At 67.9% G+C, this 19635-nt stretch carries 16 protein-coding genes and 1 riboswitch; of the genes, 6 read left to right on the top strand and 10 right to left on the bottom strand.

The genetic code is table 11. The features are described 5' to 3' along the window. On the top strand, positions 1-439 hold a 439-nt coding region (locus AB4Y43_RS36235; RefSeq protein ID WP_368729977.1), incomplete at its 5' end, for an SAM-dependent methyltransferase. Between the two features lie 8 nt (positions 440-447). On the opposite strand, the gene AB4Y43_RS36230 is transcribed toward AB4Y43_RS36235, so the two are convergent. After that, entirely contained in the window at positions 448-1998 is a 1551-nt protein-coding gene (locus AB4Y43_RS36230) for a diguanylate cyclase (RefSeq protein ID WP_368729976.1), read from the bottom strand. A gap of 192 nt (positions 1999-2190) precedes the next feature. On the opposite strand from AB4Y43_RS36230, the gene AB4Y43_RS36225 reads away from it, so the two are divergent. After that, positions 2191-3201 (top strand): flagellar brake protein, encoded by a 1011-nt coding sequence (locus tag AB4Y43_RS36225; protein WP_368729975.1) that lies wholly within the window; start codon positions 2191-2193, stop codon positions 3199-3201. 7 nt (positions 3202-3208) lie between these two features. Here the strand turns inward: AB4Y43_RS36225 and AB4Y43_RS36220 are convergent, their stop codons facing one another. The 4 genes from AB4Y43_RS36220 to cobW form a co-directional block, all read right to left on the bottom strand. Further along, positions 3209-3733, bottom strand: coding sequence for a VWA domain-containing protein (locus AB4Y43_RS36220; RefSeq protein WP_368602859.1), 525 nt, complete (start codon positions 3731-3733; stop codon positions 3209-3211). A gap of 140 nt (positions 3734-3873) precedes the next feature. Then, the gene (locus AB4Y43_RS36215) at positions 3874-4908 is read right to left on the bottom strand and encodes an ATP-binding protein (protein WP_368729974.1); all 1035 of its coding nucleotides are present in this window, start codon (positions 4906-4908) and stop codon (positions 3874-3876) included. After that, complete coding sequence (cobN, locus tag AB4Y43_RS36210) at positions 4905-8699, bottom strand: cobaltochelatase subunit CobN (protein ID WP_368729973.1); 3795 nt, start codon at positions 8697-8699, stop codon at positions 4905-4907. Before cobN ends, AB4Y43_RS36215 begins: the two co-directional genes overlap by 4 nt. Before the next feature lie 27 nt (positions 8700-8726). Continuing rightward, positions 8727-9812 (bottom strand): cobalamin biosynthesis protein CobW, encoded by a 1086-nt coding sequence (cobW, locus tag AB4Y43_RS36205; RefSeq protein ID WP_368729979.1) that lies wholly within the window; start codon positions 9810-9812, stop codon positions 8727-8729. A 219-nt stretch (positions 9813-10031) separates the two neighbouring features. Then, positions 10032-10302: riboswitch (cobalamin riboswitch) on the bottom strand. A gap of 142 nt (positions 10303-10444) precedes the next feature. Between cobW and AB4Y43_RS36200 the strand changes: the two genes are divergently transcribed. Genes AB4Y43_RS36200 through bluB form a run of 4 tightly spaced genes read left to right on the top strand, consistent with a single transcriptional unit; the run spans position 10445 to position 13532 of the window. Beyond that, positions 10445-10936 (top strand): cobalamin biosynthesis protein, encoded by a 492-nt coding sequence (locus AB4Y43_RS36200; RefSeq protein WP_368729972.1) that lies wholly within the window; start codon positions 10445-10447, stop codon positions 10934-10936. Then, positions 10936-11538, top strand: a complete 603-nt coding sequence (gene cobO, locus AB4Y43_RS36195; RefSeq protein WP_028205563.1) for a cob(I)yrinic acid a,c-diamide adenosyltransferase — start codon at positions 10936-10938, stop codon at positions 11536-11538. The genes AB4Y43_RS36200 and cobO overlap by 1 nt, the downstream gene beginning before the upstream one ends. 4 nt (positions 11539-11542) lie before the next feature. After that, complete coding sequence (locus AB4Y43_RS36190; RefSeq protein WP_368729971.1) at positions 11543-12853, top strand: cobyrinate a,c-diamide synthase; 1311 nt, start codon at positions 11543-11545, stop codon at positions 12851-12853. After that, a complete protein-coding gene (bluB, locus tag AB4Y43_RS36185; protein ID WP_368729970.1) occupies positions 12837-13532 on the top strand; it encodes a 5,6-dimethylbenzimidazole synthase in 696 nt (231 codons plus the stop codon). The genes AB4Y43_RS36190 and bluB overlap by 17 nt, the downstream gene beginning before the upstream one ends. A 1-nt stretch (position 13533) precedes the next feature. On the opposite strand, the gene AB4Y43_RS36180 is transcribed toward bluB, so the two are convergent. The 5 genes from AB4Y43_RS36180 to AB4Y43_RS36160 all read right to left on the bottom strand — a co-directional run bounded on the left by AB4Y43_RS36180 (position 13534) and on the right by AB4Y43_RS36160 (position 19463). After that, positions 13534-14160 carry a DUF4136 domain-containing protein gene (locus tag AB4Y43_RS36180; protein WP_368729969.1) on the bottom strand — a complete coding sequence of 209 codons (627 nt, stop codon included), beginning with the start codon at positions 14158-14160 and terminating at the stop codon, positions 13534-13536. 90 nt (positions 14161-14250) lie between these two features. Next, positions 14251-16659 carry a CHASE2 domain-containing protein gene (locus AB4Y43_RS36175; protein ID WP_368729968.1) on the bottom strand — a complete coding sequence of 803 codons (2409 nt, stop codon included), beginning with the start codon at positions 16657-16659 and terminating at the stop codon, positions 14251-14253. A 26-nt stretch (positions 16660-16685) separates the two neighbouring features. Further along, positions 16686-17981, bottom strand: coding sequence for a FecR domain-containing protein (locus AB4Y43_RS36170; protein ID WP_368729967.1), 1296 nt, complete (start codon positions 17979-17981; stop codon positions 16686-16688). 116 nt (positions 17982-18097) lie between these two features. Next, entirely contained in the window at positions 18098-18796 is a 699-nt protein-coding gene (locus tag AB4Y43_RS36165) for a response regulator transcription factor (protein WP_368602851.1), read from the bottom strand. Between the two features lie 259 nt (positions 18797-19055). Beyond that, a complete protein-coding gene (locus AB4Y43_RS36160; RefSeq protein WP_069266212.1) occupies positions 19056-19463 on the bottom strand; it encodes a hypothetical protein in 408 nt (135 codons plus the stop codon). Positions 19464-19635: the final 172 nt, after the last annotated feature.

Genomic DNA, 19635 nt, shown 5'->3' with positions numbered 1-19635 from the left:
GGCTATCGTGCCAGGCGTTTCCGCAGCGCTCGCCACGGCGGCGCAAGTCGGCGCGCCTCTCGGCCACGACTTCTGCGTGCTTTCGCTTTCCGACAACCTGAAGCCGTGGACGGTGATCGAAAAGCGCCTCCTGCACGCGGCGCAGGCCGATCTCGTGATGGCGTTCTACAACCCCATCTCGCGCGCGCGGCCCTGGCAGCTCGAGCGCGCGCTGGAAATCGTGCGCAGCGTGCGCGCGCCGCACACGCGCGTGGTGCTGGGCCGCGACGTAGGCCGCCCCGGCGAGACGCTGCGCGCCATGACCCTGGGCGAACTGCGTTCGGCGGACGTCGATATGCGCACGATGGTGATCGTCGGGTCGTCGGCCACACGCGGGTTCGCTCGTGGTGACGGTGGCGAATGGATTTACACGCCGCGCTGGTATCGCGAGGATGCCTAAAAAAGCGCTCACGCCTTCAAGGTAGGCAGCGCGTCGCGCGGGTCGGGTGGTGCACCCTCGAACTCGCGCGCTTTCACCTGATTGCGCCCCGCCTGCTTCGCGGCGTAAAGCTCCGCGTCGGCGGCGCGCAGCAGCGCCTGCGCGCCATCGCGCTTGTGCGGCACGCAGGTGGCGCAGCCAATGCTCACGGTCAGCGTGCCGTATTCGCTGTGCTCGTGCGCGATTCCGAGCGCCGCCACTTGCTGGCGCACCGCTTCCGCGATTTTCACGGCGCCGTCCGCCGGCGTGGCCGGCAGGACCGCGGCGAACTCTTCGCCGCCGTAGCGCGCAACCATGTCCGTGGCGCGGCGGCAGGCCTCGCGTATCGCGCGTGCCACGGCAGCGAGCACCTTATCGCCCTCTGCGTGCCCGTAGAAGTCGTTGAAGAGCTTGAACTTGTCGATATCGATGAAGAGCACCGAGAGCGGTTCGCCCGCGCGTCTCGCGTGCTGCCATTCGGTTTCGATGCGCAAGTCGAGCGCGCGCCGGTTGAAGAGGCCCGTGAGCGCGTCGGTAACCGCGAGACGTTCGAATTCTTTTTGCGTGGCGAGCCGCGTGCGCATCGACAGTGCGAGCAGCCACGACGAGGCCGCGATCAGCGCGCCGAAGATCAACGCCATCGGCGCATAGATTTGCAGGCGGTGCCGCCATGCGTCGAGCGCGCCGTCCACGGAAGGCGCGACCACCGCGATGAGCGTCGTGTGCGGAACACGCTTGAACGTGTAGATGCGTTCGACCTCGTCCTCCTCGCCCGCGGCGATGAACGAGCCGGCGCCCGCCTTCAGCATCGGCTGGATGTATTCCAGCTCGCCGACTTGCGCACCCACTTCGTAGTCCGAATAGGGACGGTGCGCGAGCATGGTCCCGTCGTTCAGCAGGATAAACGCGCTGCCCTTCGGGTCGACGTCGATCCGGTCGAACAGTTGCTGAAAATAGGCAAGCCGCAGCGTGAGCAGCACGACGCCGCCAAACGAGCCGTCGTATTCGGTCACGCGGCGTGACAGCGCAATCGAATATTGGCCTTCGCGCGTGCGCGAGCGAATCGGGTCCGAAATATACATGCCGACCGAGCGATCGCGCTGCACCGTGAAATAGTCGCGATCCGCCAGATTGACGCCGGGATACGCGCGGCCGTCCCGCGATTCGACGATATTGCCGCTCGCGTCGGCACTGAACGCGTCGTCGAGATACGCGCCGGCCGCCACGCGGCCGAACAGCAACTTGCGGCGGATGTCGGCCGGAAGCCCTTGCGTGCGCGGGTCGCGCGCGCTTTCGGCGGCATCGATTAGCAAAAGGTCGTAGATGCCGAAATTCGCCTCGAGGTCGTTCGACATCAGCGCAACGAGCGCGGCCGAATGGCGCTGCGTGCCGAAGATGGCCTGGGTGCGCTGCTGCATCAGCCCCAACAGCACGATGGCAACGATGGCCGCGCCGACTAGCGAGCCCATCGTGCCGACAATGAACGGATGGCTGCCCACCCACTGCATGAGCGCCCGGTTCCATTGGCGGAGGATTCGCAAACATCGTGTCCAGAGCTTCATGAGGCGTTTCCTCTTGCTCCGCGCGTTCCGTTGATACCGCTCGTACCGCGTGCCGGCCGATTACAGATTGCATTCAGGCGCCATCATACTGCGGCTCGCGAAACCGCCTTCGAATCGCGGCACATACTCAATTTCCCTGTCGTAGCGCCGTAAACCAGGTGAACCCGCGAAGTGAATTCGCGACGCGAACCGCTCACCGTCCACCCTGCGCCGATGACCAACCCGACCACTGAAGATCAAGCCGCAGCCACCGACGCCGCAGCCGACGCTGCAACCGAAGCCGCCCCGCTCACGCCGCAAGCCCTGCCGCTCGGCGAGCCGCTGCCCTGGCCTGTCGTCGATCGGGACGGCGCCTTGCTGCTCGATGCCGGCTCGGTGCTGATGGGTGAAGCGGAACGCGACTTCCTGTTCCTGCATTTCGCGCCGCATCGCGGCGACAAGGAACGGCTCGAGGTTGCACCGGAGAGTGCGGCGGCCGCGAATGGGGCTAGCATCGGCGATACCGCCGCCACCACGCGCGACATGCACCTGACCATCGGCGCGCTGATGGGCCTGCGTCCGCAGATGGGCGCGAGCGGCGCGCCGATGCACCCGTGCCGCCTGATCGGTTTCGCGCCCAACGAGGCGCTCTTCGTGACGACGCCCTATGTCGATGGCCGCCCCGTCGCCATCACGCCGGGTGAAAACGTGGAGATCGTCGCGATTGCGAGCCAGGCCGTCTATCGCTTCGTATGCACCGTGCATGCGCTCAGCCAGTCGCCGCTCGACTATCTCGTGCTTTCGAAGCCCGCCAACATCCGCCGCCTGCGCGAACGCCGCTCGATTCGGGTGCGCGCGCAATTTCCCGTGCGCTACGGCATCGGCGAGGAAGGTGCGGGTTATGACGGCGTGGCGCTCGCGCGCGGGATCAGCGCGCTCGGGCTTTCGGTGAGCGCCGCATGGGCGCTCGGCAAGGTTGGCGAGCGGCTGCGCGTGGCCTTCCAGCTGCGCTCGGGCGACAACGCAACGGCGATCGAAACCAGCGCTGTCATCCGCAACGTGCAAGCGGAAACGGGCGACCCCGCGCACGCGACGCTCGGCCTCGAACTCGACCGCCTCACGGCCGCCGAGCAGATGGCGATGAAAGTGTACGTATTCGATCGTCAGGACGACGTACTCTACTGGACCGGCAGCATGCGCTGACGCGCGTTCAGGCGAGCAGCGCCTGAGCGTCCAGGCACTCGCCGGCCCATGCTTGCGCGAGTGCCTCGCAGCGGCCCAGGCGCAGCGCGCCAAGTTCGCAATCAATCACCGTGACGTGGTCGGCGTGGCGTGGCCGCGCGGGCCACTGCGTCGTGCGGCCGTCGCTGAACAGCCAGAGATGGCGGGTGCGCGCCGGATCGCGGCGCGCGGCAGTGTCGAGCACCTGTGCCGCCCAGCCGATGCCCGCTTCGAGCGGCGTGCCGCCGCCCCCGCCGATCGGCTCGATCCAGCGCTCGTTCCACCAGCGCGGCACCGCGGGCCCGAACCTCAGCTCGGCGCCGGCACCCCCAAAAGCAATCAGCGCCACTTCCACACGCTCGGCGCGGGCGCGGTCGAATAGCGCGATCAACAACCCCTTGGCGAGCGCGAGCTGGCCGCGCGCGAGCATCGAAGCCGAGCAGTCCAGCACGAAGCAATGGAGCGCGCCGGACCCCGTCTTGCGTTTGGCGTAGCGGAAATGTCGCGCCTGCAACGATCCGGCGCGTTTGGCTGCGAGCGTGGGCGGCCAGGCGATGCGCCCGCCGTGCTTCGCAACTTGTGCGGGACCGCGTCCCGGGCCTTCTCGCCGTCGAGCGCCGCCCTGTGCCGAGGCGGCGGCCTGTGCCCGACGGGTCAGCGTTTTTTTGCGGGCAGCGGGATCACACCCTTCACGGCCTTCGCCGCGACGGGCTCGGGCGGCAGCTCGCCCCAATCGGCATCCGATGATGTTTCGGTGTGCTTGTCTTCGTGCCTCGGCGAGGCGGGCGGCTGCGTCTCGGGTGAAGACGGCACATCGGAGCGCTGCGGCATGGCGTGCCGGCGATGTGCGAGCACGCACTCGGCAACCTCGTCGACGTGTTCCGGGCTCACCGCCTGCGCCCCTTCGAACGCGGCGAGCGCGCGCGCCGCACGCAGCATCACGAGATCGGCGCGCAAGCCGTCGACGGCGGCCTCGATGCAACGCTGCGCGGCGCGCTCGTGGACGGCGTCGCTCCAGTCGAGCTTGTCGAGCGCATCGCGGGCCGCCGCGATGCGCTGCGCGAGCGCGCGCTGTTCGGCCTCGCGCACCGCACAAAACGCCTGCGGATCGGCGTCGAATGCAAGCCGCGCCTTGACGATGCGTTGCCGTTCAGCGACGTCATAAGGCGTGCCGAGTTCGACCATCAAGCCGAAGCGATCGAGCAATTGCGGACGCAACTCGCCCTCTTCGGGATTCATCGTGCCAACCAGCACGAAGTGCGCGTCGTGCGTGTGCGACACGCCATCGCGTTCCACGGTATTCACGCCGCTCGCCGCCGCGTCGAGCAGCACGTCGACGAGCGCGTCGGGCAGCAGGTTCACTTCGTCCACGTAAAGCACGCCGCCGTGTGCGCGCGCGAGCAGCCCCGGCGCGAAGCGCACCGCGCTCTCGCGCAACGCCGCTTCGAGGTCGAGCGTGCCGATCAGCTTGTCCTCGCTCGCGCCGAGCGGCAGCGTGACGAACGCGCCTTCCGGCAAGAGCGCCGCGAGCGCACGCGCCGCCGTGGATTTCGCGGTGCCGCGCGGCCCGCTCACCAGCACGCCGCCGATCGCGGGGTCGATGGCCGCGAGCAGCAGCGCGCGCTGCAATGCCGCCTGGCCAACCAGCGCGGTAAAAGGAAAAGCGGGACGCGTGGCCGCTGCGCTCATGGTCCTGATCCTTCCAGATGCTGCCCGGCTTCGAGCAGACGGTGTTCGAGTCGTGCGCGATGCTCGCCCGGCTCCTGCCAGAGCCCGCGCTGGATCGCTTCGAGCAGGCGCTCGCACACGGCATGCAGCGCGTGCGGATTGTGGCGCTGCATGAATTCGCGCGTGTCGTCGTCGTGCACGTAGGCGTTCGCGACGAGCGCGTACTGATGATCTCCCACCACGCGCGCAGTCGCGTCATAGCCAAACAGGTAATCCACGGTCGCCGCCATTTCCGCCGCGCCCTTATAACCGTGGCGCTTCACGCCGTCGATCCACTTCGGGTTCACCACGCGCGAGCGGATCACGCGCGCAATCTCTTCGTGCAGCGGACGAATGCGCGGCGCGGCGGGGTTGCTGTTGTCCGCGTGATAGAGCGCGGGCTGGGCCTGCGAAAAATGCCGCGCCGCCACGGCCATGCCACCCTGGAACTGGTAGTAGTCGTTCGAGTCGAGCAGGTCGTGTTCGCGGTTGTCCTGGTTCTGCAGGACCACGTCGAGTGTCGCGAGTCGCGCGCGGAACGCCTCGCTCGCCTCGTCGCCCGCGCTCTTTTGTGCGTAGGCGTAACCGCCCCACGCCTGGTACGCGTTCGCGAGATCGGCGTCGGTCTGCCACTGGCGATGGTCGATCAACGACTGCAAGCCCGCGCCATACGCGCCGGGGCGCGCGCTGAAGACACGCCAGCCCGCGCGGCGTCGCGCCTCGTCGGCGGCCATGCCGTTCGCGACCAGCGCATCGCGCTCGCGCAGCACGCGTGCGCGCAGCGGGTTCTGGTGCTCCGGCTCGTCGAGATCGGCCACCGCCTGCACGGCGGCGTCGAACAGATGCATGACGCTCGGAAACGCGTCGCGGAAAAAGCCCGATACGCGCAGCGTCACGTCGATGCGCGGCCGGTCCAGCGCCTCGACCGGCATGATCTCGAAGTCGGTCACGCGCTGGCTGCCGGCGGCCCACTTCGGCCGCACGCCGATCAGCGCGAACGCCTGGGCGATGTCGTCGCCGCCGGTGCGCATCGTCGCCGTGCCCCAGACCGAAAGCCCAATGGCGCGCGGGTAGTCGCCGTGCTCCTGCAGATGGCGCTCGATGAGTTGATGCGCCGATTTCATGCCGAGCGCCCACGCTGCTTGCGTCGGAATGGCGCGCGTATCGACGGAATAGAAGTTGCGGCCCGTGGGCAGCACATCGGGGCGGCCGCGCGAGGGCGAACCACTCGGGCCTGGCGGCACGAAGCGGCCTTCGAAGCCACGACGCAGCTGGCGCATCTCTTCGGGGCCGCAGGCGTCGAGGCGCGGCAGCACGTCGTCGCGCAGGCGCGCAAGCACCTGGGTCGCGTGGGGAAGCGACGCAGTCTCCGCATCGCTTCGTTGACCTGAGCAAATGTCTTCGATCAGCGTGGCCGCGAGCATTTCCAGGCGTTCGCGCGTGTCGCCCGCATGACGCCATGGCGTATCGCTCACCGCTGCGAGCCGTGGTGGACGCGGGCCTTGCCACGGCGCAGCCCAATCGACCGTGGCCGGATCGACGAGATGATCGATGCGCAGGTCTCGCGCGAGCGCATCGATGAGACCTGCATTCGCGCCCTGCCCGTCCCCGCATGCGTATCGTCCGAGCGCGAGCAGCGTGTCGCGCCGCTGCTGGCCTTGCGGCGATTCGCCGAACGTATGCAGGCCGTCGCGAATCTGCGCTTCCTTCAGCTCGCACAGGTAAGCGTCGGCGCGCGTGAGCAATTCGTCTTCGGCAGCCTGATCCTGCGGCGCGGCGACGCTCAATTCCTCGTGCAGCCGATGCTCGATGATGGTCGCGAGTATGGTCTTGCGCAGCAGCTTCGCGCGGCGCGGGTCCACCATCAATGCTTCGTAATACTCATCGACCTGACGCTCCAGGTCTTGCAGCGGTCCGTAGTTTTCAGCGCGCGTGAGCGGCGGCATCAGGTGATCGATGATCACGGCCTGGGCGCGGCGCTTGGCCTGGCTCCCCTCGCCCGGATCGTTGACGATGAACGGGTACAGATGCGGCAGCGGCCCGAGCGCCATGTCGGGCCAGCAGGTGTCGGCGAGCGCCACGCTCTTGCCCGGCAGCCACTCCAGGTTGCCGTGCTTGCCCACGTGCGCGATGGCGTCGATGCCGAAGGTCTCGCGCAGCCAGAAGTAAAACGCGAGATACGCGTGCGGCGGCACGAGTTCGGCGTCGTGGTAGTTCGCGTAGGTGTCGTCGCCGCGCGAGCGCGAAGGCTGAATGCCCACGAACACCTGGCCACAGCGCCAGCCCGCAATCATGAAGCGGCCGCGGCGCACGGTGGGGTCGTCCTCCGGCACGCCCCAGCGCGCGATCAGCGCGTTTTGCGCCTCGGCGGGCAACTGCGAGAAGCGCGCGCGGTAATCATCGAGGGAAAGACTCTGCCATGCGGGGCGCAGCGCGCGGGTGTCGGGATCGTTCGTCACGCCCTGCGTGAGGATGCGCATGAGCGCGTCGCCGTCTTCGGGCAGATCGGCCACACGATAGCCTTCGTCACGCAGCATGCGCAGGATGCCGACCACCGAGGCCGGCGTGTCGAGTCCCACGCCGTTGCCAATGCGCCCTTCGCTCATCGGATAGTTCGCGAGCACGAGCGCGAGTTTCTTCTCCGCGTTCGGCAGGCTGCGCAGACGGCACCACCGGCGCGCCAGTTCGGCGACGAACGCCACGCGCTCGGCATCGGGCTGATAGCGCACGACATCGACCTGCGTCTCTTTGCAGTGGTATGCGAGGCCCTTGAAGCTGATCGCACGCGTAATCACGCGGCCGTCCACTTCGGGCAGCGCGATATGCATGGCGATGTCACGCGAATTCAGGCCGTGATTGTCCTTCACCCAGTCTTCGCGATTGCCGCCGCTCAGGATCACCTGGAGCACGGGCGCGTCGCCGGCGAGCGCAATCGGTTCGGGGTCGTCGAGCGACGAAGCCGCGAAGGCCGTGGTATTCAGCACGAGCGAGACGTCGTGCTCGGCCGCCAGTTGATCGAGCACGTCGCGGCTCAAAGTGTCCTTGAGCGACGTGATCGCAAGCGGCAGCGGGTTCAGGCCGCGCGCGAGCAGCGCGTCGATGAGGGCATCGAAAGCGGCGGTGTTCGCCGCCTGCAGATGCGCCTTGTAAAACAGCAGCGCGACGACCGGCGCGCCAGGTTGCCAGCGCGCGCGCCATTCGTCGATGGTCGCGACGTCGCGCTGCGGGCAATAGAGCGCAGCGGCGGGCAACGCAATGGGCGGCGCAGGCTCGCTGCCCCAGTCGAATGCGCGCCACGCGAGCGCACGCAGGAACGATTCGGCGTTGGCCGCGCCGCCTTCGCGCAGATAACGCCACAGCGAGCGGCAAAACTCGGGCTCGGCGCGGCTCTTCGCGATGAGATTGGGGTCTTCCTGCAAGTCGCCCGAAAACATCGCGAGCAGTTGCCCGCGGCGCTCGGCTAGCGAGACGACCTGCTCGATGCCATATGGCCAGTACGTTTCGCCGCCCAGATGATCGACCACCACCACGCGCGCGTGCTGCAAGACATCTTCGACGTAGAAGTCCACCGACGCGGGCTGGCGCAAATAGGTGACGTTCGCAAGCCGCACGCTCGGAAAACCTGCGGGCAAGCGCGGCACGACGCTCGCCAGCAGCGCGAGCGTCGTGTCCGCCGAACTGAGCACGACGATCTCGGCGGGCTGCTGGTCGATCCGGATAACGCCCTGCGTGTCGTCGACGAAGCCGCCAGGCGTAGTGCGCAGCAAATGCATGGGACGGCCTCGTCTAGCTGGGTGCGATCACTTCGCGCCCGCGGTCTGCACATTCGCCAGTGCGATATCGAAGGCCGCTTGCAGCGTCGCGCCATCGAGATCCTCTCCGATCAGCACGAAGCGGCTCGCAAGCGGCTGCGCCGCGCTTTCCTGCGCGTTCCAGCGGCGGTCGAAATAGCTGTCGAAGCGGCGGCCCACGCCTTGAATCACGAGGCGCATGGGCGCACCCGGCAGCGCGGCAAAGCCCTTCACGCGATAGATCGTGTGCGCATCGACGAGTTGCTGCAGCGCCTCGATCACAGTCTCGCGCGAAGCCGCATTGCCCGACACCACAACCGAATCGAACTCGTCATGATGATGATCGGGATCGTCGGCGGAACCGTGATGGTCGTGCCGCAGATGAATGCTCTCCTCGGAGGCCGCCTCGAGCCCGAGCAGCGTATGCAGATCGAGCTTGCCGTGCTGCGCGCGCACGATCTTCACCTGCGGCGGCAGCTCTTCGCGCAGCTCGGCGATGAGCGCGTCCTGGCCCGCAACGTCCAGCAGATCGGTCTTGTTGAGAATGATGAGGTCGGCGGCCGAAAGCTGGTCTTCGAACAGCTCGTGCAGCGGCGACTCGTGATCGAGGTTCGGGTCGGCGCGGCGCTGCGCGTCCACGGCCCGCGGATTTTCAGCGAACTGGCCGCTCGCGGCGGCGGGGCAGTCCACCACGGTCACGACCGCATCGACGGTGAACGCGTTGCGGATCGACGGCCAGTTGAACGCCTGCACGAGCGGCTTGGGCAGCGCGAGACCCGAAGTTTCGATCAGCACGTGATCGACATCGCCGCGGCGTTCGAGCAGTTTCTCCATCACGGGGAAGAACTCTTCCTGCACGGTGCAGCAAAGGCAGCCGTTCGCGAGTTCGTAGAGCTGGGCTTCCGTTTCGTTGCCGTTCTCGTCGCAGCCAATGCCGCAACCGCGCAGAATCTCGCCGTCGATACCGAGTTCGCCGAATTCGTTGACGATGACCGCGACGCGCAGGCCGCCCGCGTGCTGGAGAATGTGACGCAGCAACGTGGTTTTACCGCTGCCGAGAAAGCCCGTCACGATCGTGACCGGAATCTTGCGCATTTGCATGAAGTGCTCCTTCGGCGCCAGGCCGTATCGAGGGGCATGGTGCGTCGCGCCTGCCGTTCGTGCGGGTGCCGTGTTGCGCACACGCGCGTATCCATGGAGACGCTGTCACGCGCAACGATCCAACAACCTGCAGGGGACGAACGACCAGAAACGCACCCGGGCCTCGCCCGGCTGACGCATGAAAATCACGGACCCGGCACCGCATCCCCGCAGCGCGAATCCCACGTATCTGGCCGGTATCCGGACTGACGAAACACCGCTTCGCCTTCCCGCGCGAGCGGCCTTGCGGCCGGCTTGCACAGTGGCGTGGACTGCGTAAAGCATGGAAGCGGTTTGCGGCATTCGTGCGAACGCCGCGCTCGTTGTACCGTTGCGGGTGCAGTTCAGGTTGGCCATGCCCGAGGCGGGATGGCTCCCTGATTCCCGTTTAACTGCGCGCGCATTATGAATCGCGCGCGCGAGCACCAGAGTGCGTGCGAGTGTAGGCGCGGGGGGCCCGTGCGTCAAGGAAGGCGTGGGAAGCCGCAAAAGCGTGTGCTATCGTAGCGCGCATCCGGCGCCCGCCGGAACGCGACGCTTTTGCTCGTTTTGCCCCTGCGGTCACGCCTTCGATCGACGCCCTCGCCGTGAATCCTGCCGAAAATCGCGCCTCGGGCGCAGCCTCATTCGAAGCCACGCCGGAACCCGCGCAGCGCGTGCCGCCGCTTGCGCTCGGCATCGGCTGCCGGCGCGGCGTGACGCTCGCGCAGGTCGAAGCCGCGGTGCGCGCCGCGCTCGGCGCGTGGCCTCTCGACAGCGTAACGGCCGTGGCAACGCTCGATGCAAAAGCCGGCGAACCCGCCTTGCACGCGTTTTGCGCGGCACATGCGCTGCCGCTGCACACGTACACGCGGGAGCAACTCGCCGCGACACCGATACTGGCGCCCCCCTCCGCAGCCGCGCAAGCGCAGTTCGGCGTAGACGGCGTGTGCGAACCCTGCGCGCGTCTGGCGGCGGGCGGCGCTCCGCTCGTGCGCGGCAAGCTGGCGCTCGACGGCGTGACGGTCGCAATCGCAGGCATTCTGCCAAACGACGCAAATGCGGACGCGAAAGCGCCGCAACCAAACCAATCCCGATGATGAAAACCGATCCCGAATCGCACCAACGCATGACGCAACGCCGCCGCGAAGGCCACGAGAAGAAGCAGGCCGCCGCGACGCACGAAAAGGGCCTGTTGATCGTCAACACCGGCAACGGCAAGGGCAAGAGCACGGCCGCGTTCGGCATGGCCGTGCGCATGCTCGGCCACGGCATGAAGCTAGGCGTCGTGCAGTTCATCAAGGGCGCGCTGCACACGGCCGAACGCGATTTCCTCGGCAGCGTTGCTCACTGCGATTTCGTGACGATGGGCGACGGCTACACCTGGAACACGCAGAATCGCGACGGCGACATCGCCACCGCGCGCAAGGGCTGGGACGAAGCGAAGCGCATGATCGAGAGCGGCGAGTACGCCATGGTGATCCTCGACGAACTCAACACGGTGCTCAAATACGAGTACCTGCCGCTCGACGAAGTGCTCGGTGTGATCGCCTCGCGCGCGCCGCACGTGCACGTGGTCGTGACGGGCCGCCATGCGCCCGACGCGCTGATCGAAGCGGCCGACCTCGTCACGGAAATGCGCCTCGTGAAGCATCCGTATCGCGAGCAAGGCGTGAAGGCGCAAAAGGGCGTGGAGTTTTAAGCGCATGAGCGCAACGGTTGCCTGCCCCGCGCTCTTCATCAGCGCGCCCGCTTCGGGCCAGGGCAAGACCACGCTCACGGCTGGCCTCGCGCGACTACACCGGCGCGCGGGCCGACGCGTGCGCGTCTTCAAGACCGGGCCGGATTTTCTCGACCCGATGATCCTCGCACGCGCGAGCGGCGCGCCCGTGCTCTCGCTCGACCTGTGGATGGTGGGCAAAGAAGCGTGCCGCGCCCTGCTCGCGCAGGCCGCGCGCGACGCCGACCTGATCCTTATCGAAGGCGTGATGGGCCTGTTCGACGGCACGCCGAGCAGCGCCGATCTCGCGACCGAGTTTGGCGTGCCGGTGGCCGCCATCGTCAGCGCGAAGTCGATGGCACAGACCTTCGGCGCGATCGCGTTCGGTCTCGCGCATTTTCGGCCGGAAGTGCCCTTTCACGGCGTGCTGGCGAACCGCGTGGGCTCGCCGCGCCACGCGCAAATGTTGCAGGAGGCATTGCCCGCCGACGTACGCTGGCTCGGGCATGTTGCGAGCGAAGCGACGATGGCGCTGCCCGATCGCCACCTCGGCCTGCATCAGGCCGCTGAGATCGGCGACCTCGACGCGCGCATCGAACGCGCCGCCGACGCGCTCGCGCAAACCGCGCTCGCCGAATTGCCGCCTGCGGTGGCATTCGCCGATCCTTCGCACGACGAAACGATTGCACGCCGGCTCGAAGGCCGTCATGTCGCCATTGCGCGCGACGCTGCGTTCTCGTTTCTCTATCCTGAGAACATCGCGTTACTCGAGATGCTGGGTGCGACTGTAAGTTACTTCTCGCCGCTCGCAAACGAACTCGCGCCCGCCGGCGCCGACGCGATCTTTCTGCCAGGCGGCTATCCCGAGCTACATGCCTCGACGCTCGCGCACAATACGCAGACCGCGAATTCGTTGCGCGCGCATGTATCCGCGGGAAAGCCGCTCGTCGCTGAATGTGGCGGCATGCTCTATCTGCTCGATGCACTGACCGACGTGGAAGGCACGCGCACGCCGATGCTCGGCCTGCTGCCCGGCGAGGCGGTCATGCAAAAGCGTTTCGCGGCGCTCGGCATGCAGCAGCTCGACGGCGCGCATGGCGCGCTACGCGGCCACACGTTTCACTATTCGCGCGTCGCCACGCCGCTGGCGCCCGCGCTCAGGGCACACCACGCACAGACCGGCGCGCCGGGCGAGGCGCTGTACCGGCACGGCTCGATCGCTGCCACCTATATGCACGCTTACTGGCCCTCCAACCCGGCTTTCGCGGCCGCACTCTTCCATGGCACAGCCCTTTGACGAAGCCGAACGCGCGGCGGTCTACCGCGCGATTTACGAGCGCCGCGACATGCGGCACTTCGCACCGGGCCCGATCGATCCCGCGACACTCGCGCGCCTGCTCGACGCCGCGCATCACGCGCCGAGCGTGGGCTTCATGCAGCCGTGGCGGATCGTGCGCATCACGGACCATTCGGTGCGCGAGCAACTGCACGCGACGGTCGAGCGTGAGCGCATTGCAACCGCCGATGCGCTGGGCAAACGCCGCGACGAGTTCATGAAGCTCAAGGTGGAAGGCATGCGCGATTGCGCCGAGGTGCTCGTGGTCGCGCTGATGGACCGCCGCGAAGCCCACGTCTTCGGCCGCCGCACGCTGCCCGAGATGGACCTCGCCTCCGTGGCGTGCGCGATCCAGAACATGTGGCTCGCGGCGCGCGCCGAAGGGCTCGGTATGGGCTGGGTGTCGATCTTCGACGTCGACGAGGTGCGCACCCTGCTCGCCATGCCGCCCGGCGCCAAGCCGGTGGCGATCCTCTGCGTGGGTCAGGTCGACGCGTTCTACCCGCAGCCGATGCTCGAAATGGAGAAGTGGGCCGAACGCAAGCCGCTTGGCGAATGCGTGTTTGAAAACCGCTGGCCGCAGGACGAGCCGGCCAGCGTGGCCGAAGCGGCGCCGGACACCCCCGGAAAGTTGCCCTGAACTACTGCTGATTGACGGGTGAGACGGAGAGCACTTCCGGCATGCCCGGCGCTTGATCCGCCGTGCCGGCGCTGACCGGACCCTTCAGCTTGACGCGCCATTGCGGCGCGCCCGCGTACGGCAGCCGCGCCAGTGCGCCCGCCACGAGATACGGCACGGCCTCGCGGGCGTCGGCGTTGCGGTCGCGCTTCACGGCGCTCACCTTGTAGACCTCGTTACCATCGGGCAACGCAAAAAAACGCAGCGTCAGCGTATGCACGTAGGGCCGCCCGAACCACGGCAACGACGGTCCCTCGGCCGGCGCGCAGCCGGCGCCGCAGCTAGTGTCCACGACTTTCACCTCGGCGGGATGCGTGTCCCACGCCACCGAGACGAGATAGCGCGCCGCCTCGGCCGCGCCTGCCTTGAAGCCGCGCTGCGCGAGACCGTCGCTCAGCAACGCCTGGTACGGGAGGATCTCGCCCGCATCGGCCTGGGCCGGAGTTGGCGCAAAACGGTAGGTCGCGGGCTGGCTGGTCGCAGCCGTTGCGGGCAGCGCGCCTGTGGCCGCGACGTCGGTCGTCACGCCCGCGCATCCGGCAAGGGCGACGAGCATCGGTAGCAGACAGATCGACAGCAAGGTCTTCACGAAACACTCCATCGGGTTGCCGCCGGCATACGGCCAACGGCATTCGGGTTATTCATGCATGCATGCGCAGCAGGAACGACACGGCACGACTCAAACCGGCGCACCGATCGCGGGCAGCGACATCGTCAGCACGGTGCCCTTGCCTGGCTCGCTCTCCAGCAGGACGTCGCCGCCGTGGCGCGTCACGACTGTCTTCACGAACGCCATGCCGAGCCCCGCGCCGCTCACCTCGGGCCGCTGTTCCGCATGAAAGCGCTGAAACGGCTGAAACAGCCGCGCCTGATCTTCCTGCGCGATGCCGTAGCCCTGATCGCGAATCGAGCAGACCACGCGCGGCGGAACGCGGTCGTCCAGCGCGACGGTGCACACGATGCGCGTATCCGCAGGACTGTACTTCACTGCGTTGTTCAGCACGTTCACGAGCGCGCGCGTCATGAGCGAGCGGTCGGCGTTGATCCAGCCCATCTGCTCGCCTTCGAACACGGTGTCGATCTGGATGCGCTTCGCGTGCGCCTGCGGCCACACTTCGTCGCTCGCGTCGATCACCAGCTCCGCGAGGCTGGTGGGCTCGAGCGCGTACACCTGCGACTCGGCACGCGCGAGCTGCACGAAGTCGTCGGCGAGCTTGAGCGAGCGGCGCGCGTAGCGCTCGATGCGCTCCATCACGCCGCGCACGGGCTCGGAGCCAAGCGTGCCGCGCTCGCGCTCCGTCTCGACGAGCGCGACGATCGAGGCCTGCGGCGAGCGCATGTCGTGCGACAGCAGGCGCAGCGCGTCCTCGCGCTGGCGTTCGGCGTCGTGCAGCTCGGTCACGTCGACGAGACCCGCGATCCAGCCCACCGCCTGTCCCTGCGCGTTCGTACAGCACGCGTAGCGCAGCAGATAGTCGCTGCCGTCGCGCGCGCGCACTTCCACGCCGCGTTCCATCAACTCGGCGAACTCGTCGCGCGCCGGGTCGAGCGGCGCGGGCCAACGCGCGTGCGCAAACGCCATCGCGTCGGGCGACGGGTCGATCGGCTTGACGAGCGCGAGGTCGCCGAACACGTCCTGCATCCGGCGCCCTTCCGCGGCGCTCACGTTCAGGCGCTCGAGATACGCACGCGAAGCATGATTGGCGATCAGCACGACACCGCGCAGATCGGCCACGAGAATCGGCTCCGGCACGGAATCGAGGCTGTCCCATACGAAGCGGCGCATGTCCTGCAGCCGCTGCGCGGCCTGCGCCATGAGCGCCATTTGCTGGGCGAGCGCGTCGCCGGCGAATTCGCGGCGCGGCGTGGGCGCCTCGGGCAGCAGGTAGGGTTCGTCGGCAAGCTGGCGCAGTTCCTTGCGCAGGTAAGCCATCGTCATCTCGAGGCGGCGCCAGCTCCACACCGGATAGACGATGAGCAGCGCGACGATCGCTGGCACGGGCGGGAGCCAGAGGCGCGCGTGCAGCATGCCCGCGCTCGCACCGAGCGACACGACGACCAGGAACGCGAGCAGCAGCAGCGTGCGCAACGGCGAGAGCACGAGGAAACCCGCCAGCAGCACCGCGAGCGGCGCGAGCGAGGCAAACACGACCATGACCGGCGGCGCGGGCTGGATGGCGCTGCCGTTGAGCAGCGTGTCGAGCACGATGGCGTGGATGTACACGCCGGGCAGCGGCCCGAGCGTACCCGAGAGCGGCGTGGCGAAGCGGTCGTAGAGCCCCGAGGCCGTGACGCCGACGATGGCCACGCGCCTGCGCAACTGCTCGGGCGGCACGCGGCCATCGAGCACGTCGGCGAACGAGACCTTGTGGAACGCCTGGGAATTTGCGCCGAACGGAATCAGGAAACGCGCCTCGCTGCCCGGCGCCGCCGCATGCAGCACATCATCGCGCTGCGCGGTGGCGGGCATGCCGTGCGCGAGCTTCACCGCGCCGCTGCGTACCGCCCGCCAGACCGGCACCATCAGTTGCGGCCAGCGCTGCTGCGCGTCGCCTTCGAACAGCGCGACGCTGCGCACGATGCCGTCGCTATCGACTTCGAGGTTGATATGGCCCATGCCGGCGACCGCCTGCGCGAGCGGCGCGACCGGACGCACGGCCTCGCGGCGACCGGTGTCGTCGGCGGGCGTGAGCAGGATGGGGAGGAACGACGGGCGCGCGTGCAGCGCCTGCGCAAAGTGCGCGTCGTCGGGGGACGATTCGGTGAACAGCACGTCGTAGACGACGGCCGCGGCACCCGCTTTCGCGAGTTGATCGACGAGCCGCGCATGCAGCTCGCGCGGCCACGGCCAGCGCCCGAGCGCCGCGACGCTCGCATTATCGATCTCCACGAGCACGATGTCGGGCGACACCGGCAACGCACGCGCGGAGAGCAGGCGGTCATAGACGAGATGGTCGGCGCCGCTCGTGAGCCGCCAGAGCACGCAGAGCACGACCACGACCACGCCCGCGCAGCCCACGCCGGCCCATTCGAACAGGAAGCGTCGCCCGACGGAGCGGCCAAGGCGCGCGGGCGGCCTCACGCTCATGCGGGGCTCCACCTCGTCCGGCCGAGTCACCAGTCGAGCCTGAATGACTGGACCGGGCTGGCCTTCTGGTAATAGTGGCCGTTGTCGAACTGCTCGGCGATCACCGTCCAGTAGTAGACGCCCTTCGGCAGGTCGCGCACGACCGCATCGCCCGTCGTGATGTCGGTACGGTCGATGAGCGGCGCGCGCAGATCGGACGTCGTGCCGAGCACGAAGCGAAAGCGCGTGTTGTGCGCGTTGCGGTCGATGAACCAGCGGAACGCGAAGTCGCGCGAGCCTTCAATGGGACCGGCGCTCGTGCCGAGCGCAACGCGCCGGCGCTCGAACGCATACGAAGCCGGCATGCCTTCGAGACCGCTGGCGTCGATGGCGGAGAGGCGTACGAAGTAGGTGCCGTCTTCGAGATTGGCAAACGACACGCGCGGGTCGGCGCTGCGCTGGTCGCGAATCATGTCGAGCAGGCCCGCGTCGCGGCCGATCTGCACGCGCCAGGCGCTCGCACCCGCCGAGGGCGCGATTTCGAAGACGACAGCTTCGTCGTCCTGCACTTTGGACGGCTGCAGCAGTTCGGGCGCGTCGAGCAGCGTGACGGGCGCGCCCGCCCGCTGGCCCGCCAGCGTGAGGTTGCCGTGGTGCGCGGCGACGAGTTGCTCGGAGGCGCTGAGCGGGGTGCCCGGTGACGGCGGCCGCGCGAGCGCGCTGCGACCGTTGCGGGCCACCGAGTCGGCGTCCACGCCCACTGCGCCGTCCAGCACCTCGACCGCCGTCGCACCCTTGTCGCCGTCGTAGCTCACGCGAAACTGCGTGCCGCGCACGCCGGCCACCACGGAAGGCGAGCGGATCTGGAAGCGATCGTCCTTCTTCGTGGCATGCGTGACCTCGTTGCTCACCTCGCCGTGATGGAGATCGACGATGCGGTCGGTCGCGCCCGTGAGCGCCGTTTGACGCAGCGTGGCAAGGTCGAGCGAGGTATCGGGCGGCAGGGCGATATGCGAGCCATCGGCCAGTTCGAGGGTGGCGAAACCGTTGTGGCCGGTCTGCACCCGGTCGCCTTCGACAAGGCTCGCGCCGACGGAGAGCGGCAGAAGCGGACCGGTGCGGAACGCATGCTGAACGGGACCGTTCGCGGCGATCACCTTCGCGCTCAGGCCATCCTGGCGCAGCAGCGCGACCGGCACGCGCAGCGTCGTACCCGGCCGAAGGTGGCGCGGCTCGCTCACATGATTGAGGCTCGCGAGCTTCTTCCAGTCGGCGGGATTGCGCAGGTAACGCGTGGCGATGTCGTAGAGCGAGTCGCCGGGGCGCGCGACGTAGGGGGTCATCTCGGGCGGCTGGGCCGGAGCGTTTTCGCGCGCCTCGGCGCCGCGGGGAAGTGCAACGAACGCAAGCGCGAAAGCAAGGAACGGCGCCGCGGTGGCGCGCACCGCACGCGCGCCCCTCACGCGCTGTCCCCCTCGATACGCTCGAGCCGGTAGCCGTAGCCGTAAATCGGCGTGAGGCGATAGCCGTTTTCGGGACGCAGGCCGAGCTTCGAGCGCAGCATGGAAACGTGCGTGTCCATCGTGCGCGAAGGAATGTCGTCGGACTGCTTCCAGATCACGTCAAGGATGTGCGCGCGAGACAGAGGACGGCTCAGGTGCTGAAACAGCAGCAGCGCGAGTTCGAACTCCTTCTGCGTGAGCGCGACGTTGCGGCCGCTCACCGAAGCCTGGCGCGACTTCAGGTCGAACTCGTACTCGCCGAAAGTTTCCTTGAACGCGGGCGTGTGCAGTTGATAGGCGCGGCGCAACAGCGAATTGACGCGGGCGATCAGCACCGGCGCCGAGACGGGCTTGACGACATAGTCGTCGGCGCCGGCGTTGAGCATTTGCGCGATGTCGGCCTCGCGGCTGCGGCTCGTCATGAAGAGCACCGGCAGGCGCGTGGAGAGGCTCTGCCGCACCCAGTGCAGCACCTCGTCGCCCGCCATGTCGGGTACGTTCCAGTCGAGCACGAGCATATCGAACGTCTGCCGTCGAAGCTGTCTGACGAGCTCGCTACCCTTGGCGAACGCGTGGCAGACGTGGCCCGCAGCGCTCAAGGCCTGGCAGACGAACTCTGTCTGCGCTGCATCGTCATCCAGTACTGCAACTCTCATAGCACCCCGCAACCAGGTTTGTTCTTCATCGTCCTGCGATGGACTGCTTCCCTGCCGCACCGCGCTGCCACCAGGACCATTGCCTGGCGGGCGCTGGCGCGCGCTTCGGCGCCGGATCGTGGGCCACCCGCCCGGGCCCTGGCCCTGGCGGCACGCGGGACCCGCCGCGCACCAAAGCCCGCTACTCTCGCCGCGTCTCGAAAAAAATGCGAGCGCGAGGCCACGCTCGACTTCGGTGAACAGATCGCTCTCATGTTAATCACTCATGGTAGTCGAATTTGCCGTCGTTCGAACCGGGCCTGGCCGCCTCGCCCGCAGCTGACGGCGATTGCGCGAGCAGCGCGGTCAGGTGGGAGCGCACGTGCTCCCATGCCGCGTGTGCATAGTCCGGCTGCAAGGCCGCGCGCGACTGCGCCATCACGAACACGCGCAGTACCGTGGACGAACACTGTGTCAGACGCTCGGCCGCGCCGAAACGCGAAAGGTGCAGCGCCTCGCTGAGCCACGGGAGTTCGGCCGCGCAGGAGTCCGCGTAGGCTTCCATCGCGGCGCGCGCATGCTGGTCGCGCGCGAGGTCGAGCTCGATGCGGTCGAACTCGCGGCCACCGTCGGGGCCGTCCGCGCGCGAGCCCGGTGGAAAACGCTTACGGCCGGATCGGAAAAACATGTAGCCCCCGTGAAGACAAGCAGGCAGAGCAACAGAAGTGAAGCGGCCAGGCGTTTTTTCGCGGACGCAACAACGTCGAGCCGCTCGCAATGCGCGAAGCGGCAAAAAGAATGCGTTCTCAAATGCGGAAAAAAATGTGGCGACGGCCGCGTGCTACGCACTGCGTGGTCTC

It is taken from the genome of Paraburkholderia sp. BR10872 (assembly GCF_040965835.1).
Taxonomy (GTDB): Bacteria; Pseudomonadota; Gammaproteobacteria; order Burkholderiales; family Burkholderiaceae; genus Paraburkholderia; species Paraburkholderia nodosa_A.
This window is presented reverse-complemented; position numbering and strand designations above follow the sequence as displayed.